This window comes from Nocardioides gilvus (assembly GCF_003194605.1).
GTDB classification, from domain to species: domain Bacteria; phylum Actinomycetota; class Actinomycetes; order Propionibacteriales; family Nocardioidaceae; genus Nocardioides; species Nocardioides gilvus.
The window spans coordinates 705,681-723,622 of sequence record NZ_QHKY01000002.1 but is presented as its reverse complement, the minus strand read 5'-3'; the positions used below and the strand labels follow the sequence as shown (position 1 = coordinate 723,622).

Annotated in this window: 11 protein-coding genes; 7 read left to right on the top strand and 4 right to left on the bottom strand. The window is 70.0% G+C overall.

All coding sequences use genetic code 11. The features are described from left to right. The first annotated feature begins 4 nt into the window (after window positions 1-4). Window positions 5-1,882, top strand: coding sequence for a putative nucleotidyltransferase substrate binding domain-containing protein (locus DNK52_RS08700; RefSeq protein WP_110240550.1), 1,878 nt, complete (start codon window positions 5-7; stop codon window positions 1,880-1,882). Then, on the top strand, window positions 1,879-2,526 hold the full coding sequence (locus DNK52_RS08695) for a 3'-5' exonuclease (RefSeq protein ID WP_110240549.1): 648 nt from the start codon (window positions 1,879-1,881) through the stop codon (window positions 2,524-2,526). The genes DNK52_RS08700 and DNK52_RS08695 overlap by 4 nt, the downstream gene beginning before the upstream one ends. A gap of 62 nt (window positions 2,527-2,588) precedes the next feature. Here the strand turns inward: DNK52_RS08695 and DNK52_RS08690 are convergent, their stop codons facing one another. Both DNK52_RS08690 and DNK52_RS08685 read right to left on the bottom strand, forming a co-directional pair. Further along, a complete protein-coding gene (locus DNK52_RS08690) occupies window positions 2,589-4,316 on the bottom strand; it encodes a sodium:solute symporter family protein (RefSeq protein WP_110240548.1) in 1,728 nt (575 codons plus the stop codon). Continuing rightward, window positions 4,313-4,591 carry a DUF4212 domain-containing protein gene (locus tag DNK52_RS08685; RefSeq protein ID WP_110240547.1) on the bottom strand — a complete coding sequence of 93 codons (279 nt, stop codon included), beginning with the start codon at window positions 4,589-4,591 and terminating at the stop codon, window positions 4,313-4,315. The genes DNK52_RS08690 and DNK52_RS08685 overlap by 4 nt, the downstream gene beginning before the upstream one ends. A 275-nt stretch (window positions 4,592-4,866) precedes the next feature. On the opposite strand from DNK52_RS08685, the gene DNK52_RS08680 reads away from it, so the two are divergent. The 5 genes from DNK52_RS08680 to DNK52_RS08660 all read left to right on the top strand — a co-directional run bounded on the left by DNK52_RS08680 (window position 4,867) and on the right by DNK52_RS08660 (window position 14,784). Further along, complete coding sequence (locus DNK52_RS08680; protein WP_204163451.1) at window positions 4,867-5,286, top strand: hypothetical protein; 420 nt, start codon at window positions 4,867-4,869, stop codon at window positions 5,284-5,286. A gap of 48 nt (window positions 5,287-5,334) precedes the next feature. Further along, window positions 5,335-8,790 carry an exodeoxyribonuclease V subunit gamma gene (gene recC / locus DNK52_RS08675; protein ID WP_110240667.1) on the top strand — a complete coding sequence of 1,152 codons (3,456 nt, stop codon included), beginning with the start codon at window positions 5,335-5,337 and terminating at the stop codon, window positions 8,788-8,790. A 3-nt stretch (window positions 8,791-8,793) separates the two neighbouring features. Continuing rightward, window positions 8,794-12,174 (top strand): UvrD-helicase domain-containing protein, encoded by a 3,381-nt coding sequence (locus tag DNK52_RS08670; protein ID WP_110240546.1) that lies wholly within the window; start codon window positions 8,794-8,796, stop codon window positions 12,172-12,174. Continuing rightward, on the top strand, window positions 12,171-14,009 hold the full coding sequence (gene recD, locus DNK52_RS08665; protein WP_110240545.1) for an exodeoxyribonuclease V subunit alpha: 1,839 nt from the start codon (window positions 12,171-12,173) through the stop codon (window positions 14,007-14,009). The genes DNK52_RS08670 and recD overlap by 4 nt, the downstream gene beginning before the upstream one ends. A gap of 148 nt (window positions 14,010-14,157) precedes the next feature. Next, complete coding sequence (locus DNK52_RS08660) at window positions 14,158-14,784, top strand: ACT domain-containing protein (protein ID WP_110240544.1); 627 nt, start codon at window positions 14,158-14,160, stop codon at window positions 14,782-14,784. A gap of 27 nt (window positions 14,785-14,811) precedes the next feature. On the opposite strand, the gene DNK52_RS08655 is transcribed toward DNK52_RS08660, so the two are convergent. Together DNK52_RS08655 and DNK52_RS08650 are read right to left on the bottom strand one after the other, a co-directional pair. Next, window positions 14,812-16,245: a wax ester/triacylglycerol synthase family O-acyltransferase gene (locus DNK52_RS08655; RefSeq protein WP_110240543.1), complete on the bottom strand. Its 1,434-nt coding sequence runs from the start codon at window positions 16,243-16,245 to the stop codon at window positions 14,812-14,814. Beyond that, window positions 16,245-17,705 carry a wax ester/triacylglycerol synthase family O-acyltransferase gene (locus DNK52_RS08650; protein WP_110240542.1) on the bottom strand — a complete coding sequence of 487 codons (1,461 nt, stop codon included), beginning with the start codon at window positions 17,703-17,705 and terminating at the stop codon, window positions 16,245-16,247. The genes DNK52_RS08655 and DNK52_RS08650 overlap by 1 nt, the downstream gene beginning before the upstream one ends. Between the last annotated feature and the right edge of the window lie 237 nt (window positions 17,706-17,942).

The following is a 17,942-nucleotide window of genomic DNA, read 5'->3' as shown; positions in this document are numbered from 1 at the left end:
CCTGATGGCCCTCGACGTCGAGCTCGCTGAGATCCGGGACTTCCTCGCCTCCCACGCACCGTTCGACCGCCTGCCGCCCAACGTCCTGGAGTCGCTCCCGTCCCGGTTGAGCATCGGCTATCACCGTCGCGGCAGCGTCGTGCTCGCCGAGGGCAGTACGCCCACCGAGTTGCTCGTCGTACGGTCCGGGGCTGTTGAGTTCCGTGACACGGACGGCAACCTCTTCGAGCGGGGCAGCGCCGGCACCTGCATCGGGGGCGGCGCCCTGGCGACGAGCAGTCCGCAACCACTCGGCGTGACCACGATCGAGGACACCCTGGTCCTGGCGTGCCCGGCGGAGCTCTTCCACGACCTCGGTCGCCGGTACGTCGAGTTCGCCGACTTCTTCGAGGACCGCGCCGGCGAGCTGCACGAAGCGGTCACCCGCCAGCGCCAGCAACACATGAGCGACACCGACCGAGCCGTGCTGACGAGCAAGGTCGGCCACCTCGTACGCCGTGCGCCCGTCACGATCCGCGCCGACGCCACCATCCTGGAGGCTGCCCAAGCAATGACGCAGGAGCGCATCTCCTCGGTGTTGGTCATCGACCAGGAGCACCTGGTCGGGATCCTGACCGACCGCGACCTGCGTACGCGGGTCCTCGCCGCCGGCGTCGACCCGGCCACGCCCGTCTCCGCGGTCATGACGCCCGACCCGAGGGCCATCGGCCCTGACGCCCTCGCGCTGGAAGCCCTGCTCGAGTTGGGGCGTCGCAACATCCACCATCTGCCCGTGGTCGAGGACGGCCGACCCAGCGGCATGATCACGGCCACCGACCTGCTGCGGCTCCAGCAGACCAGCCCCGTCTTCCTGGTCGGCGACATCGCCAAGGCGCCCGACGTCGCCGGCGTCGCTGACCTGGCTGCCCGGTTGCAGGGCGTGGTGATGAGCCTGGTCCGCCAGGGCACCTCCGCGCCGGACGCCGGACGCGTCGTCACCACCGTTGCGGACGCGATCGAGCAGCGACTGATCACGTTGGCCGAGGAGCAGCTCGGGCCGCCCCCGGTGCCGTACGCCTGGCTCACGCTCGGCTCGAGAGCTCGCTTCGAGCAGGCTCTGGCGCCCGACCAGGACCATGCACTCCTGCTGCACGACGACTACCGCCCCGAGGAGCATGCGGCCTGGTTCCGCGACCTCGCCGAGTTCGTCACGAGCGGCCTCGAGACGGTCGGCTACCCGCGCTGCCGCGGCGACAAGATGGCCACGAACCCCAAGTGGCGCCAACCGCTCGTCACCTGGCAGGCCCAGGTGCTGCGGTGGGTGCGCACCCCCACCCCCGACGCCGTCCTGGAGGCCAGCGTCTTCTTCGACCTGCGCCACCAGTACGGAGATCCCGCGCTAACCGCGCAGTTGGAACTCACGCAGCGTCGCGCCGCACAGGGGGCACCGATCTTCCTGGCCCACATGGCGGCCGCGGCGGCGTCGCACCACACCCCGCTGGGGTTCTTCCGCGGACTCGTCGTGGACCGCTCCGGGGAGCACCGCGACACCCTCGACGTGAAGCGTGGCGGGATCAACACCATCGTCGAGATCGCCCGGCTGCACGCGCTGGCGTGCGGCTCGGAGTCGACCGCCACGCTCGCCCGGCTCGAGGACGCCGTCGCCGCGCGCCTCCTCAGCCCGGTGCTGGGAGCCGACCTGCGAGACGCCTGGGAGTTCCTGGCCCACGTACGCCTGCTCCACCAGGTCGAGCAGGTGCGGGCGGGGAAGGCGCCCGACAACAGGGTCGACCCCTCGTCGCTGAGCCAGTTCGAGAAACGGCACCTGAAGGCGGCGTTCGGCGTGATCCGGTTCGCGCAGGGCGCGATCGCGCAGCACTATCCCGTGCGCGAGATGACGTGACCCCCGACGACCGGACCCCGCTGGCCACACTGCCCCTGCTCGCGGTCGACGTGGAGACGACCGGGCTCAAGGCCGGCCATGACACGTTGTTGGCCGTGGGATGGGTGCCGGTGAACGGCTCCCGGATCGATCTGTCGGGGGCACGGCGCCTCGTCGTGCGCCACGACGACCCCGGCGGGGCGGTCACGATCCACGGCCTGACCCACGACGACCTCGAGGAAGGCCGGCCGCTCGTCGCGGTCCTGGCCGAGCTGCGAGAGGCGCTGGCCGGGCGTGCCTTCCTGGCGCACCATGCGCCGTTCGACGTGGCCTTCCTCGATGCCGCCTTTCGCGCGGTGGGCGAACGCGCACCCGCACCTCCCGTCGTGTGCACGTTGGTGCTGCAACGACGTCTGCTGTCGCGCCACGGAGAGATCCCGCGCGGGGCGCTACGCCTGTGGCGGGCCCGCGCGCACTACGGCTTGGCGCCGGCCAAGGCCCATGACGCCCTCAACGACGCAATCGCGTGTGCAGAGCTCTACCTGGCGCAGGCCGCGGAGATCAGCACCGGAGGCGTGTCACGCCTGGGCGACGTACGACTTCGGGAGAGCTGGACGCAGCGCCTGCGGGCCTGGCTGCGCGCCCGGTTCGCACGTCGCGACTAGGTGCGTACGTCAGTCGACGCCGGGGACGCAGCCTCCCCGGCGTCGACCGTGTGCGACTTCGCTCAGTGCTTGCCGCCGGTGCCCCCGGCGTCGAGGTCACCCTCGACATCCAGCGCACCCTCGGCATGCAGCGCGACGAGCCTGCTGCGGCCGGGGTAGCGGATCTCCTCGACCAACTCCTGCATGACCGGACTCGGCTTCGGGGTGAACTGGGAGACGATGATCGTCACCGCGAAGTTGATCAGCATGCCGATCGTGCCGAAGCCGGTCTCCAGAATCCCGAAGAAGCCTTCGCCGTTGCCGTAGATGTCGATGGTCCACAACATGTAGGCCATCGTCGTGCCGAGTCCGGCGATCATTCCGGCGGTGGCACCCATGGCCGTGCAGTTCTTCCAGAAGATGCCGAGCACGAGTATCGGGAAGAAGCTGGCGGCCGCGAGTCCGAACGCCAGCGCCACGACTTGGGCGACGAATCCGGGAGGGTTGATGCCGAGGTATCCGGCGACCAGGATCGCGCCACCCATGGCGATGCGACCGACCATCAGCTGCCGCGCCTCGGTGGCCTGGGGGTTGATCTTCTTGAAGTAGACGTCGTTGGCGACTGCACTGGAGATGACCAGGAGCAGTCCGGACGCCGTCGACAGCGCTGCGGCGAGTGCGCCTGCCGCCACCAGACCCACGATCGGCGCCGGCAGGCCACCGATCTCGGGGGAGGCCAGCACGATGATGTCGTTGTTGATCAGGATGTCGTTGTAGGCGACCGTGGCGTTGGCGCCCAGGTCGGAGATCGGCGAGCCGTTGGCCTGGGTGATCAGACCGACCTCAGACCATGTGTTGAACCACGAAGGCATGTCGCTCAGCGCGGTGCCGTTGACGTCCTTGATGATCTGCAGCTTGCTGAACGCTGCCACCGACGGGGCCGTCGTGTAGAGCAGGGCGATGAAGAAGAGCGCCCACAGTGCCGAGTAGCGCGCCGCCCGTACGCTCTTGGCGGTGTAGAAGCGGACGATCACGTGCGGCAGACCGGCCGTACCGAACATCAGTGCGGCCGTGATCAGGACCATGTTCAACATGTTGGTGCTGCCGAAGGCCGCGGTGTACTCGGGGATGCCGAGCTCGGTCTGAAGCGCGTCCAGCTCCTGGAGGATCTGTCCGAAACCGACCATCGGGACCGGCATGCCGGTCACCTTCGCGGAGACGGCGACCGCCGGGATCAGGTAGGCCACGATCAGCACGCTGTACTGGGTGACCTGGGTCCAGGTGATCCCCTTCATCCCGCCGAGCACGGCGTAGAAGAAGACGATGGCCATACCGAGGATGACCCCCGTGGTGGAGTCCACCTGGAGGAAACGGGTGAAGACCAGACCGACACCGGCCATCTGCCCGGCGACGTACACGAAGGAGACGACGATGGCCGCGACGACCGCCACCATGCGGGCGGTCTCGTTGTAGCGGTCACCGACGAAGTCAGGGATCGTGTACTTGCCGAACTTGCGCAGGTACGGCGCCAGCAGCAGCGCGAGGAGCACGTAGCCGCCGGTCCAGCCCATGAGGTAGACCGAGCCGCCGTAGCCGTTGCCCGCGAAGGCGATGATCCCGGCCATGGAGATGAAGGAGGCGGCGCTCATCCAGTCCGCCGCGATGGCAGCGCCGTTGGCCGGCGCCGGGATGCCTCCGCCCGCGACGTAGAAGCCTGACGTGGTGCTGACCCGGCTGCGGTAGGCGACGACGATGTACGTGCCGAAGGTGAGGATCACGAACACCAGGGTCCAGAGCTGGATGTCGCTCATGAGTGGTGCACCTCCTCCTCGTACTCGTCGATGCCGAACTCGGCGTCGAGCTTGTCCATCCGGGTCACGTAGACCGCGATCAGGATGACGAAGACGATGATCGAACCCTGCTGGGCGAACCAGAAGCCGACCGGGAAGCCGGCGACCACGATCTCGTTGAGCGGTTCGACGAACAGGATGCCCGCGCCGAACGACACGAGCGCCCAGATCGTGAGCAGTATTGCCAGCAGTCTCAGGTTTCTGCGCCAGTACGTCCGGCGCTGCGTTGCGTCCACGGTGGTGGCCCCTCCCCAGTCAGGTGGATCGGTTGTCCTGACTTGCAGCGAAGCAGTGGCGACGGAAACTGGTCAAGAGTTGAATGTGATACAGATCACTTTTCCGTTCAACGGTAGGGATACGTCGTTCAGTGGCGGCGCGCGTCGCCATCCACCCTCGAACAGCCCGATTTCGACCACTCGTCGCGCCGAACCCACCGTTCATCGTGTCCCGGAGGCACTTTCTCGCCCGCTGACCTCCCGCATACCTGACCGAAGTCCGTACTGTCGGCTGCATGAGCGATGGGGCAACCACGACGACGATGATCCGCACGCGCCGACGGGCCGACCCGGCGAAGCGCCGACTGGCCGGCGCCGTCGCGATGGTGTTGTTCGGTTCCTTCCTGCCCTGGATCGACACTGCCGTGGGCTCGATCTCCGGAGCCAGCGGCGCCGGACTCTGGACGTTCTACGCCGCGATGCTCGGCCTCGCCGGAGCACTGATCCCGGCCCGATTGCGGCGGATCGGTGCGGTGCAGGCGGCGATCTTCGCTGCCGTGGCCACGCTGGTGCCCGCCTGGCAGGTGGTGCACCTGCTCAACCTCGTCGGCACCGGCGGTTGGATGCCCGGACCGGGTCTGGTGCTGGTCTTCGGTGGCGGGGTGCTCGCCGCCACTGCCGCAGTGCAGCTGTTCCGTCCCGCCCCGAGTGACTGACCCGGAGACGCACAGTTCCTGTCGGCGCCGCGTGGCATGCTCACCACCGTGTCGCTGACCCTTCACCACGCCACCCGGACCGACCGCCTCGCCGACGACCTGGCGAGGCTGCTGTCGACCCCCTTGGCCGACCCCTTCACCCAAGAGGTGGTGGTGGTCCCGGCCCGGGGCGTGGAGCGATGGCTGACCCAACGGCTCTCCCACCGCCTCGGCACGGGGGCACGTGGTGGCGACGGGGTCTGCGCCGGCGTACGTTTCCTCACCCCGCACTCCCTCGTCGCCCTGCTCCTGGGTCGGGAGCACGACGACCCGTGGGCGCCCGACCACCTCGCCTGGCCCCTGCTGGAGGTCATCGACGCCTCACTCGGGGAGGCGCCCTTCAAGACGTTGGCGGCCCATCTGGGTCACGGTGCCGAGGACGACCCGCGTCAGTCACGCCGATTCGCGGTCTCGCGTCGGCTCGCAGGGCTGTTCGCCTCGTACGCCGTGCAGCGCCCCCAACTCCTGGCCGACTGGCGCGACGGGCGCGACCTCGACGGCGCGGGGGGGGCCCTCGACCCCGACCTGGTGTGGCAGGCGGAGCTGTGGCGACGGCTCGAGCAGCGCGTCGAGGAGCCCGCCCCCGACCTGAGGCACGCCTCCACCCTGGAGCGGCTGCGTGCCGGTGGCGACGGGCTGGACCTCCCTCCCCGACTCTCCCTCTTCGGCCACACGCGCCTGCCCTCGACCGAGATCGAGCTGTTGAAGGGTCTCGGCGACCTGCGCGACGTGCACCTGTGGCTGCCCCAGCCCTCCCCCGTCCTGTGGGATGCCCTGGGCCACGCGGCAGCAGAAGGCGCCGTACGCCGGGCCGACGACACCTCTGCGCGCGCCGTCGGTCATCCTCTTCTCGCCTCTCTGGGGCGTGACTCCCGCGAGTTGCGCCGGTCCCTGGGGCCGGTGCCCGCCGAGCGCAGTGCGGACCCTGCGCTCCCCCAGACCCTCCTGGGGTGGTTGCAGCACGACCTGCGGGCCAACGCCGCGCCGTCGACCGCCGAAGTCGCGGCCCGCACCCTCACTGCCGACGACCACTCCGTGCAGATCCACTCCGCACACGGTTCGGCTCGCCAGGTCGACGTGCTGCGTGAAGTGTTGGTGGGCCTCCTGGAGGACGACCCCACCCTCGAGCCGCGCGACATCTTGGTGATGTGTCCCGACATCGAGAGCTTCGCGCCCCTGATCTCGGCAGGCTTCGGGCTCGCGGACGTCACCGAGGAGCAGAGCGCCCACCCGGCCCACCAGTTGCGGGTCCGGCTCGCCGACCGCGCCCTGGGCGCCACCAACGCGCTGCTCGGCACGGCGGCCACGCTGGTCGAGCTCTCCGGCAGCCGGCTCACCGCCACGCAGGTGCTCGACCTGGCCTCCACCGACCCGGTGCGTGAACGCTTCGGCTTCACCGATGACCACCTCGAGCGGATCACGGACTGGGTCCGCGAGGCCGGCATCCGCTGGGGCCACGACCCGACGCACCGTCAGCAGTTCGGGCTCGACCTGGACAACAACACCTGGCTGACCGGGATGCGCCGCATCCTGCTCGGTGCCGCCGTCTCCGGCCTCGGACACCGCGTGATCGGCGAGACGCTGCCGCTGGACGACGTGGGTGACGGCGACCTCGAGCTGCTCGGTCGCTTCGCGGAGTTCCTCGAACGACTCGGCGACTTCACCACCCGAGCCCAGGGCTCGATCACCGCAGGCGACTGGAGTGCAGCGCTCCTCGCCGGCGTACGCGGCCTCACCGCCGTGCCGCGTGAGGAGACCTGGCAGAGCGCCCAGTTCGAACGCGAGATGGCACGCATCGCTGCGGGTTCGGGCGACAGCCAGACCCGCCTGCGTCACGCCGACGTCCGTGCCCTGCTGGCACAGCGACTGCGCGGGCGCCCCACCCGCTCCAACTTCCGTACGGGCACCCTCACCGTCTGCACGATGGTGCCGATGCGTTCGGTGCCCCACCGGGTCGTCGCGCTGGTCGGACTCGACGACGGGACGTTCCCACGCAACGCCCACGTCGACGGCGACGACGTCCTGGCCCGCGCACCGCGCACCGGCGAACGCGATCTGCGCTCGGAGGACCGCCAACTCCTGCTGGACGCGATCGGCGCCGCGACCGAGACCCTCGTCGTCACCTACAGCGGGCGGGGCGAGCACACCGGGGCCGCGCACCCACCGGCTGTCCCCCTGGGAGAGCTGATCGACGCACTGGACCGCACCGCCACCCGGCCCGACGGGGCGAGCGTACGGACCCAGGCCCTGGTGCAGCACCCGCTCCAACCCTTCGACGAGGCCAACCTGGTCCCCGGCCGACTCCTCGGCGACACTCCCTTCACCTTCGACCAGAAGGCGTTGGCGGGTGCCACCGCGGCACGCTCCCCCCGGCTGGCGATCCGCGAACTCGTGCCGACGCCCCTGCCCGCGACCAGCGAGTCGAGCCAGATACCCGGCACCCAACCGGGGGTCTCGCTGGAGGACCTGCAGGACTTCTACAAGCACCCGGTGAAGGGCTTCCTGCGCTCGCGTCTGCGGGTGAGCATGCCGCTCGACGGTGACGAGGACAAGGATTCCGTGCCGATCACCCTGGACGGCCTCGAACGCTGGGACGTGGGTGATCGACTGGTCCACGACATCCTGGCCGGCGCCGACCCTCGCGACGCCAAGCACGCCGAGCGCCTGCGCGGACTGCTCCCGCCGCGAGAGCTGGGGGGCGCCGTCCTCGACGAGATCGAGACCACCGTACGTCCCCTGGTGCTGCACGCCCTCAGCCTGAGGAAGGGCACCCCGCGCACGCTCGACGTCGACGTCGACCTCGGCTCGCACCGGCTCACCGGCACGGTCACGAACATCTTCGGCAACAACCTGGTCACCGTCTCCTTCTCCAGCCTGGGCGCCAAGCACCGGCTGGCTGCCTGGATCAACGCCCTCGCGCTCGCAGCGGGTGCCCCTGACGAGAACTGGACCGTCCACACGATCGGCAAGTTCCGTTCGGGGGGCAAGGCCTCGATGATCAAACCCCTGCCGCAGCACGAGGCCCGCGCCTGGCTGCGGGATCTGGTCGCCGTGCAACAGCAGGGGTTGCGCGAGCCCCTCCCGCTGCCGCTCAGGACCTCACTGGCATGGGCCGAGGAGTTCTGTCACGTGGTGCAAGGACGAGACGCCGACCCTGACCGACCCGCAAAGCGTGAGTGGCTCACGCCGGCCTTCAGCGACTCCGGCTTCCCGAAGGAGGACGCCGACGCCTGGCACGTGCGCGCCTTCGGAGAGGCTGCGCCCTACCGCGTGCTCACCGCTGCCCCACGCACGGGTGAAGACACTTTGGCCGCACTGAGTCTGCGGGCCCACAACGCCGAAGAGCCTGATCCGGACGACTTCGCGCAGGGTGGGCATGTCGCCCCCCACCGCCTCGGCCACTACGCCTGGCGCGTCTGGGGCCCGTTGCTGACCGGCGAGCGCGAACAGATCAAGGGGATCTGACCCATGGAACCCTTCGACATCACCGGACCGATGCCCACCGGCACGACGCTGCTCGAGGCCAGCGCCGGCACCGGCAAGACCTGGACCATCGCCGCCCTCGTCACCCGCTACGTCGCCTCCGGCGAGGCCAGGATCGACGAGTTGTTGGTCGTCACCTTCACCCGTGCCGCCAGTCAGGAGTTGCGCGACCGGGTCCGCAGTCAGCTCTACGAGGCCGCCGAAGTCGTGGCCGACGCCAGCAGCGCGGATCCTGGCAACGCACTGCACGGGTGGCTCCTCGACGCGTCGCCGGAGGAGTTGGTCTCCCGGGCGGTACGCCTCACCGACGCCCTGACCAGCTTCGACGCGGCCACGATCGCCACTATCCACCAGTTCTGCCAGCTGGTGCTGCGCAGCCTCGGCGTCGCCGGTGACACCGACTCCGACGCGACCCTGGTCGAAGACCTCGAACAACTCACCACCGAAGTGGTCGACGACCTCTACCTGGCACGGTTCTCCGGTCTGGCCTCTCCCCCCTGGAGCCGGGAGACCGCGCTCCAGATCGCCCGCGCCGTCGTCGATGACCCCAGCTCGCGGCTCGAACCCGCCGCAGCGCTGGAGGACGCACCCGACTCGTCAGCGGCCCATCGGGTCCGCTTCGCCCAGAGCGTCCTCGACGAGGTGGAGGCCCGCAAGAGGCGACTCGGGATCCTGAGCTACAACGACCTGCTCAGCCAGCTCGCCGATGCGCTGGAGGAAGCGGACTCACCGGCACGCCTCCGGATGCAGGGACGCTGGCGGATCGCACTGATCGACGAGTTCCAGGACACCGACCCGGTCCAGTGGCAGGTCTTCCAACGCGCCTTCGCCGGGGTCGCCACCCTGGTCCTCATCGGCGACCCGAAGCAGGCGATCTATGCCTTCCGCGGCGGCGACATCGTCTCCTACCTGGAGGCAGCCGGACTCAGCACCCAGCGCCAGACCCTGGGCATCAACCACCGCTCCGACCAGGCGCTCGTCGATGCCGTGCAGACGATGCTGCACGGCTCGGAGCTCGGCTCTCCCGAGATCGTGGTCCACCCGGTCGAGGCCCGTCACGCGGGGTCGCGGCTCGCCGGGGCAGGGGCGCCGTTCCGGATGCGGGTGGTCAGGCGTGCCGAGCTCGGCGCCGGCCCCCGCTCCAAGGTGGGGGTCGACCAGTGGCGCGAGCACGTCGTCACCGACCTCGCCCGTGACGTCAAGAAGCTCCTCACCAGTGGCGCCACCTTCGAGGGCGAGCCCTTGCAGCCCGGACAGGTGGCCGTGCTGGCGGCTCGTCGCAACACCCTGCAGGCCGTGCAGGTGGCCCTGCAGTCCCTCGGGGTCCCTGCCGTGGTCAACGCCGGCGGCTCGGTCTTCCACACCCCGGCGGCCACCGAGTGGTTGACGCTGCTGGAAGCGCTCGAGCAGCCACACCGCAGCGACCGGGTCCGGGCCGCCGGCCTGACCTCCTTCTTCTCCTGCAGCGCCGCCGTCCTGGACGCCGACACCACCGTCGGTGGTGGCAGTCTCACCGACGAGCTCGCGGAGGAGATGCGTACGTTGGCCGGCGTGCTCAACGCGCGCGGTGTCGCCGCCGTGACGGAGTGCGCCGTGCTGGGCGGTCTCACCGAGCGGGTGCTCGGGGTGATCGGGGGCGAGCGCACCCTCACCGACCTGCACCACATCGGCGAGTTGCTGCACAAGGTGTCCGTGGAGGAGCGGCTCGGCGTCGTCGGACTCCTGGGTTGGCTGCGTCAACAGGTCAGCGACGACAAGCTCGACGTGACCTCGGACCGCACCCGGCGCCTCGACTCCGACGCCGAAGCGGTCCAGCTGGTCACCATCCACGGCAGCAAGGGTCTGGAGTACCCGGTCGTCTACCTGCCGACCCTGTGGGACCGCTACACCGGCCGCGACCCCGACGTCCCCCTCTTCCACGACTCCACGGGTCAGCGTTGTCGCGATGTCGGCGGCTCCAGCCCGTGGCTGAACGAGCACCTGGAGCGCTACCGCCTCGAGGACGCGGCCGAGTCCCTGCGCCTGCTCTACGTCGCCCTCACTCGAGCGAAGTCCCAGGTGGTGGCCTGGTATGCACCCAGCAACAACACCCCGGGCTCCCCCCTGCACCGGATGCTCCTGGGAAGGCGCCCCGACCAGCCTGGTGTGCCCGTCGAACAGCCCCTGGTCGACGACCAGCGTCTGGTCGAGATCTTCGGAGCCTGGCGTGACGCCGGTGCGTTCGTCCCTGAGGTGGCCTCCCACCCTGCCCCGGACACGGATCCTCTCGTCCTGGGCCGCGGCGACCTGTCGGCCCGTACGTTCACCCGCACCGTCGACGCGACCTGGCGTCGTACGTCGTACTCCTCCCTCTCGGCCGTCTCGGCCGCGAAGGCGGCGTACGACCGTGGTCTCTCCGAGCCCGAAGAGCTCCCCGAGATGGCCGACGAGGAGACCGTGGCGGTGCTCTCCGCCGACCCCGACCTGCCCGAGTTGTTGACGGTCCCCTCCCCGATGGCCAACCTGCCGAAGGGTGCGACCTTCGGATCGTTGGTGCACGCCGTGCTCGAGCACGCCGACCCCGCGGCCGCCGACTACGCCGAAGAGCTGCGCCACCACGTCGTGGAGCAGCTGGTCTGGTGGCCCGTGCCGACGGCCGATGCAGCGGCGCGCGCGGAGTTCGTCGACGAGCTCGTACGAGCTCTGGAGGCCGTCAGCACGAGTCCGATGGGCCCGCTCACCGGCCACCGCACCCTCAGTGAGGTGGCGATGACGGACCGTCTGCGCGAGCTCGACTTTGAGTTGCCGCTGGCCGGTGGGGACGTGCTCGGCTACCCGGTCACCGACGTCACTCTCGGCGACCTGGCCCCAATGATGCGCCGGCACCTGGCAACCGACGACCCCCTGCTGGGCTACGCCGACCAGTTGGAGTCCGACCCGGAGTTGGCGCAACAGTCCCTGCGTGGCTACCTGACCGGGTCCATCGACGTCGTGATGCGCGTGGACGTCGAAGGTCAGCAGCGCTACGTCACGGTCGACTACAAGACCAACTGGCTCGGCGACGCCGAGGCGCCCCTGACCGCGCACAGCTACCGCCCCGAGATGCTCGACGAGGCCATGGCGCACTCCGACTACCCGTTGCAGGCCCTGCTCTACACCGTGGTGCTGCACCGTTATCTGCGCTGGCGCCTTCCCGACTACGACCCCGAGACCCACCTCGGTGGCGTGCTCTACCTCTACCTGCGCGGCATGTGCGGGCCCGAGACCCCGATCGTGCACGGCATGCCCTGCGGGATCTTCTCCTGGCGGGCGCCGGTCCCCCTGGTCGACGAGCTCTCCGCCCTGCTCGACGGCGCCCCGGACCTGAGCCAGAGGAGTCCGGCATGAGTGACCTGTTCGTCCGCACCGACGACCACGACCCCAGGCTGGTGCTCTCCGAGACCGGGCTGCTGGCCGACTTCAACCGGGCCGGCGTGATCACCGCCGGCGACGTGCACGTGGCGCACGCCGTGGGCGAGATCGCCGGCGAGACGGACCCGATGGTGCTGCTGGCCGTGGCGCTGACCTGCCGCGCCGTCCGCAGTGGCTCGGTCTGCCTGGCGCTGGCGACCGTGGCCGACGACCTGCTCGAGGTGCCACAACCGCTCGCTGCCAGCGACCCTCCGGCCGCGTCAGGCTCGCTGGCCGGCGCGGGGCAGGAGACCGAGCCCAGCGACCTGTCGGAGCTCCCCTGGCCCGATCCCGCCCAGTGGATGGCCGCGGTGTCCTCCAGCCCGCTCGTCGAGCTCGGGGTGCTGCGCTGGTCCGGCACCCTGCTCTACCTGGACCGCTACCACGAGCAGGAGACCCAGGTCCTCGACGACCTGACCGAGCGCGCCGCGCGAGGCCCCGAGCACGACCTCGCCCTGATGCGTGCCTCGTTGGCCCGGGTCTTCCCCGACGCCGGGTACGACGAGCAGCGGGAGGCCTGTCTGCGGGCCGCGAGCCAGTGGACGACCGTGATCACCGGCGGGCCCGGCACCGGCAAGACGACTGCGGTCGCGGGGCTCCTCGTCGCGCTGCACGAACAGTACGCAGCGCGTGGCCAGACGGTCCGAATCGCCATGGCTGCTCCCACCGGCAAGGCAGCAGCCCGCCTCCAGGAGGCCGTACGCGACTCGGCCCGACGCTTTGACCCCACCGACCTCGCCCGGCTCGACGGCCTCAGGGCCAGCACCCTGCACCGGCTGCTGCGTGTCGACCCCGGCAACCACACCCGCTTCCGCCACCACCGCACCAACCGCCTGCCGCACGACGTCGTCGTGGTCGACGAGACGTCGATGGTCTCGCTCACCATGATGGCCCGCCTTCTCGAGGCGGTGCGCCCTGACGCGCGCCTGATCCTGGTGGGCGACCCCGACCAGCTCTCGTCGGTCGACGCCGGCGCAGTGCTGGGCGACCTCGTCGACGGGTACCGCGACCGGGCCGACTCCCCCGTCGCGGCGTTGGTGACGAGTCACCGCTTCGACGGCGGCATCGGACTCCTGGCCGGTGCCCTGCGTGGCGACGACCCGGACGAGGTGGTCCAGGTGTTGTCCGCCGGCCACCCCGACGTGGAGTGGATCGACGACGAGGACCCCGCCGCGTCACTCCGACGTGTCACCGTCGACGTTGCCCAGCGCGCCCGTGACCTCGCCGCCGCGGGAGACGGCCCCGGCGCCCTGGCCGAGCTCGCCACCCATCGCCTGCTCTGCGCCCACCGCGACGGACCGTACGGCGTCCGCCACTGGAACCGGCGGATCGAGCAGTGGCTGAGTGCCCTCACCGGCGACCCGCTGCACGAGACCTACTACGTCGGGCGACCCCTGCTGGTGACCAGCAACGACTACTCGCACGGGATCTACAACGGCGACTCGGGCGTCGTGGTCCAGACCCCCCAGGGCCCCCGGGTGGTCATCGACACCACCGAGGGACCCCGCGACTTCGCGCCGTCGCGGATGAGCGACGTCGAGACCATGCACGCCATGACGATCCACAAGGCCCAGGGATCACAGGCTCGCGAGGTCACGGTGCTCCTGCCCCCGGAGGAGTCACGCCTCCTGACCCGAGAGCTCTTCTACACCGCGGTGACCCGGGCGAGCGAGAAGGTGCGCATCATCGGCTCGGAGGCGGAGGTACGCGCCGCCGTGGGCCGTACGGCCCAGCGGGCCAGTGGGTTGGCCGAGCGGCTGCGTCAGGGATGAGAAGGGCGCGCTCGGCGCCCGTGCCGAAACGTCATTGACACGCCGATTCGTTAAGGTCGGAGGGTCGTTGCGCCTGAGCGGCCTCCTCGGCCGTCGGCATCGAAACGAGCCTCACCCACCACTTGCTGTCTGACTCGGAGAATCTCCCATGCCCTTCCTGCTCCGCCTGGAGTTGCCCGACGTACCCGGATCGCTGGGTCGCGTCGCCAGCGCGATCGGTGAGGCAGGCGCCGACATCGAGGCCATCCTCATCGTCGAGAAGACCGCCCACGGGACGGCCGTGGATGACGTGCTGCTCGAGCTGCCGCCGGGCAAGATGCCCGACTCGATCCTCTCCGCGTGCGCAGCCCTCGATGGCGTCAACGTCCTGTGGATCAGTCGCTACAACGCCGGCGCCACCCTCTTCATGGACCTCGAGCTCGTCGAGGAGCTGACTGCCCACCCCGCCGAGGCGTACGAGCGGATGCTCCAGTTGCTCCCGATGACCTTCCGGGTCGACTGGGCCGTCCGGATGCAACAGACCGCAGATGGCGGGGCGGAGATCCTGGACCTGACCGGGTCCGCACCCGACGCGGTGCAGTGGGTCCACGTCGACCGCGCCAGCCCCGTCGAGAGCTGGGACGAGAACCAGGTGCTCTGCGCCGTGCCGCAGGGCGACGAGGTTTTCCTCCTCGGGCGCCGCGGCGGGCCGCAGTTCCTCGAGTCCGAGATCGCCAGGATCGGCCACCTGATCTCGTTGTCGACCTCGATCCGTCAGGCCGCGCAGAAGCACTGAGGTTGACCGTCGGCCGCCCACCTGCGCTCAGGCAGCAGGCAGGGTGCTGCGCCGTGCTGCCTCGTCGAGCAACTCCGCGTAGCTCTCCTCCAGCGCAGCGCGGAACTCGGCCGGCGCCTCGAGCGCGTCGGCGTAGGCGAGGATGCCGAAGAGCATCCGGTCCCCGTAACTCCAGACCATGACGTTGCACCCGACCCCGTTGCTCGGGGGACCGTCGACGTGCAGGTCGGTGAAGACGCGCCCGCCGATGCTCCACGGTGCCGCAGGGCCGCGCACGTTGGAGACCAGGATGGAGGCATCGACATCAGTCTCGGCCTTCCGCAGCCGCTCCACGGTGTCCCGGACCCCGCGCCGCGCCAGCCACGGGGGGACCAGGTCGAGCCAGCGCGGCACCAGGTCGACACCGATCGCCTCCAACTCACGCTTGCTGGCCCGCGAGACCGCGCTGATCTGCAGGAGGCGCTCCCAGGGGTCCTTGACATCGGTGGCGAGCGAGGTGACGAAGACCCAGAAGAAGTTGCCGAACTGGCGAGCCGGTGCACCGACGGGCTCGGCCGACATCGGCACGTTGGTGAGCAGTGGCCGCTCGGGCAGACCTCCTCGTGGCTCGAGGTAGCGCACGCACGCGCCCGCGACCACGGCCAGCACGACGTCGTTGAGCGTCGTGCCCGAGACGCTCTTGATCTCCTTCATCCCGTCGAGCGGAAGATCGCCACGCACGTAGCGGCGCTGCGCGGTGAAGGCGTCGTTGAGGAGCGTGCGCGGCGCTTCACCGGTGCCGTTCGGGACCTCGACCTCCCTGAGCGCCCGTGCGGCCCGGAACTGCTTGATCCCGCGCCGAGCCCGCAGCAGCAGCCCGGGCAGCACCAGCACCACGGCGACGAGAAGGTCCCACAGAGCAGAGGCGAACAGGCTGATGGGCCCGGGGATGCGTTCCGGCGTGAAGGGCTCCCCCGAGTGACCGGGGATCGGCGGGAGCGGATCGAAGTCGGTGTCGGAGTAGACCCGGGCAAACGTCGTCATGGCCGCGACTCCGTCGGCCAAGGCGTGGTGGTACTTGGCGACCAGCGCCTGACGCGGGCCGTCGGGTCCGTCGACGCAGTGGACCAGCCACACCTGCCACAGCGGCAGGTCCGGATCGAGATGCTCCTCGGCGAGGTGGGCGAACCACGCCTCCAACTCCTCCTCGCCGCCCTTGATCGTGGCCTCCTGGACGTGGCGGGAGAGGTCGAAGTCGGGGTCGCGCACGGCCACCGGGTGGTGGAGGTCGAAGGGCACCTTGACGATGCGCCAGCGCCACGACGGCAACTCGTCGAGTCGCCCGGCGACGTGAGCACGTACGTCGTCCAGCGTGAGGTCGGCGTGCTCCCCGGTGAGCACCCCGATGGCCATCGAGTTCATCGGCTGCCCGGGCATCTCCATGTGCAGGAAGCCTGCGTCCTCACCGTTGAGTCTGTGCATCAGACGACCTGTCCTTCGGGGCTGTGACGGGGAGTGGGGCGCGGCGCGTACACGCTGACCAGGTCGGCCAGTGCGTCGTGCAGGCGATCGGCCAACGCGGCGGCGTCGGGCACGGCGCTCGGGTTGGTCTGGAGTGCGAACGTGAGCCGGTCGTCGTAGCCGACGACGGTGATGTTGAGGCCGGCACCGTTGGCGACCGGGCCGGAGAAGATCATCTCCTCGACCGCCCGCCCGTGCAGGCGCATGGCGTCACGGGGGGCCCGGAGGTTGGAGACCAGCACGTTGAAGTCAGGACTCCGCTCGGTGTCGAGGTGCGCATCGGTCATCCGCGCGGCCCCCCAGTACCCCAACGCCGGAGGGATCTTGTCCAGCCAACTGATCAGGGTGTTGCGGCCCTGGACCTCGAGCTGACTCTTGGCTTCGGCAGTGTTCGCGGCGGTCGCCACGAGCCGGACCCGTGGGTCGGCCTCAGGGGTCGGCAGGAACGCGTAGTAGTTGCAGAAGCGGTTGCCACTCACCCTCGGCGGGGCGGCCGAGTCCTCGTTGCTGACCGGCACGCTCACCACCAACGGCTCCTCGGGCAACTCACCTGCAGCGATGAGGTGTTCGCGCAGGGCTCCGGCGATGACCGTCAGGACGACGTCACTGAGGGTGGTCCCGGCGGCGCGACGCACGCGCCTCAGGTCGTCCAGGGCCAGGTGCGTCCGGGCGTACCCGCGCTCGTTGTCGGCCGAGAGGTTGAGGACCGTACGCGGCGCGTCACCCGACATGCTCGGCACTCTGGTGGCGGCACCCTCACGCTGGGCCGCGACCGCCTTGAAGCGGCGTTTCGTCTGCACCAGCAGGAGCGGGAGGGAGAGCCAGACGAAGACCTGACGAGCGAGCGTGGTGGCGAAGAGACCGACCCGCGTACGCGCCGGCGCGGGCGCCCTCTGCGCAGGCGTCGCGATCGGCGGCTGCGTGGGCGCGTGGTCGTCGAGGAGCTCCGAGATCACGTTGAGCAACGCGGACCCGTCGGCGAGTGCGTGGTGGAAGGCGAACACCAAGGCCTGGCGCCCGCCCGCCAGGCCGTCCAGCAGGGTCACGTGCCACAGAGCGCGTGTGACGTCGACGCGTACCGCGGTCTGGCCTGCGACCCAGTCGTGGAATTCGGCGTCGCCGCCGGGAGCCGGCAGCTCTGCGTGACGTACGTGGGCCTCGAGGTCGAAGTGGGGGTCGTCGACGAAGATCGGGTGCCCGACGCGCAACGGCACGTGCTGCAGGCGGCGCCGCATCATGGGCGTCCGGTCCAGGCGCTGCCCCAGGTGAGCGATGAGCCGAGCCCGGTCGAGAGGCACCTGGTCGGCGGCGGGAGCCGCCAGCACGACCGTGTGGGTGCAGGTCGACGTCTGCGTCTCGCCCTCGATGTAGAGGAAGCCGGAGTCGCTCCCGGCGATCCGCGTGTGCGCAGCGCGTTGCATAGGAATGGCCCCCTCCAGGCTCGCTCCCGGAACTCTCCGCGCACCCTCACGCGCGGACGTTCCTCACGCGAGCATGACACGGATCTGTGCCGTGAGTCACATCGCCCGCCTGCCTGACTGGACCACCTTGTCTGCACCAGTTGGACTGGAAATGAGATCTGGGTCACACTCGTGCGGTGGTCGTCTGTGGGCTGGCTTACAGTCTTTGGGCACCATGAAGTGACCGGTCGGTAACCA

What these genes read in the sequence shown, in the direction of transcription:
- DNK52_RS08690 (WP_110240548.1), bottom strand. Translation starts at nt 4,316, where the DNA reads ATGAGCGACATCCAGCTCTGGACCCTGGTGTTCGTGATCCTCACCTTC.
- DNK52_RS08670 (WP_110240546.1), top strand. Translation starts at nt 8,794, where the DNA reads ATGGAACCCTTCGACATCACCGGACCGATGCCCACCGGCACGACGCTG.
- DNK52_RS08660 (WP_110240544.1), top strand. Translation starts at nt 14,158, where the DNA reads ATGCCCTTCCTGCTCCGCCTGGAGTTGCCCGACGTACCCGGATCGCTG.
- DNK52_RS08655 (WP_110240543.1), bottom strand. Translation starts at nt 16,245, where the DNA reads ATGCACAGACTCAACGGTGAGGACGCAGGCTTCCTGCACATGGAGATG.
- recD (WP_110240545.1), top strand. Translation starts at nt 12,171, where the DNA reads ATGAGTGACCTGTTCGTCCGCACCGACGACCACGACCCCAGGCTGGTG.
- DNK52_RS08680 (WP_204163451.1), top strand. Translation starts at nt 4,867, where the DNA reads ATGAGCGATGGGGCAACCACGACGACGATGATCCGCACGCGCCGACGG.
- DNK52_RS08650 (WP_110240542.1), bottom strand. Translation starts at nt 17,705, where the DNA reads ATGCAACGCGCTGCGCACACGCGGATCGCCGGGAGCGACTCCGGCTTC.
- DNK52_RS08700 (WP_110240550.1), top strand. Translation starts at nt 5, where the DNA reads ATGGCCCTCGACGTCGAGCTCGCTGAGATCCGGGACTTCCTCGCCTCC.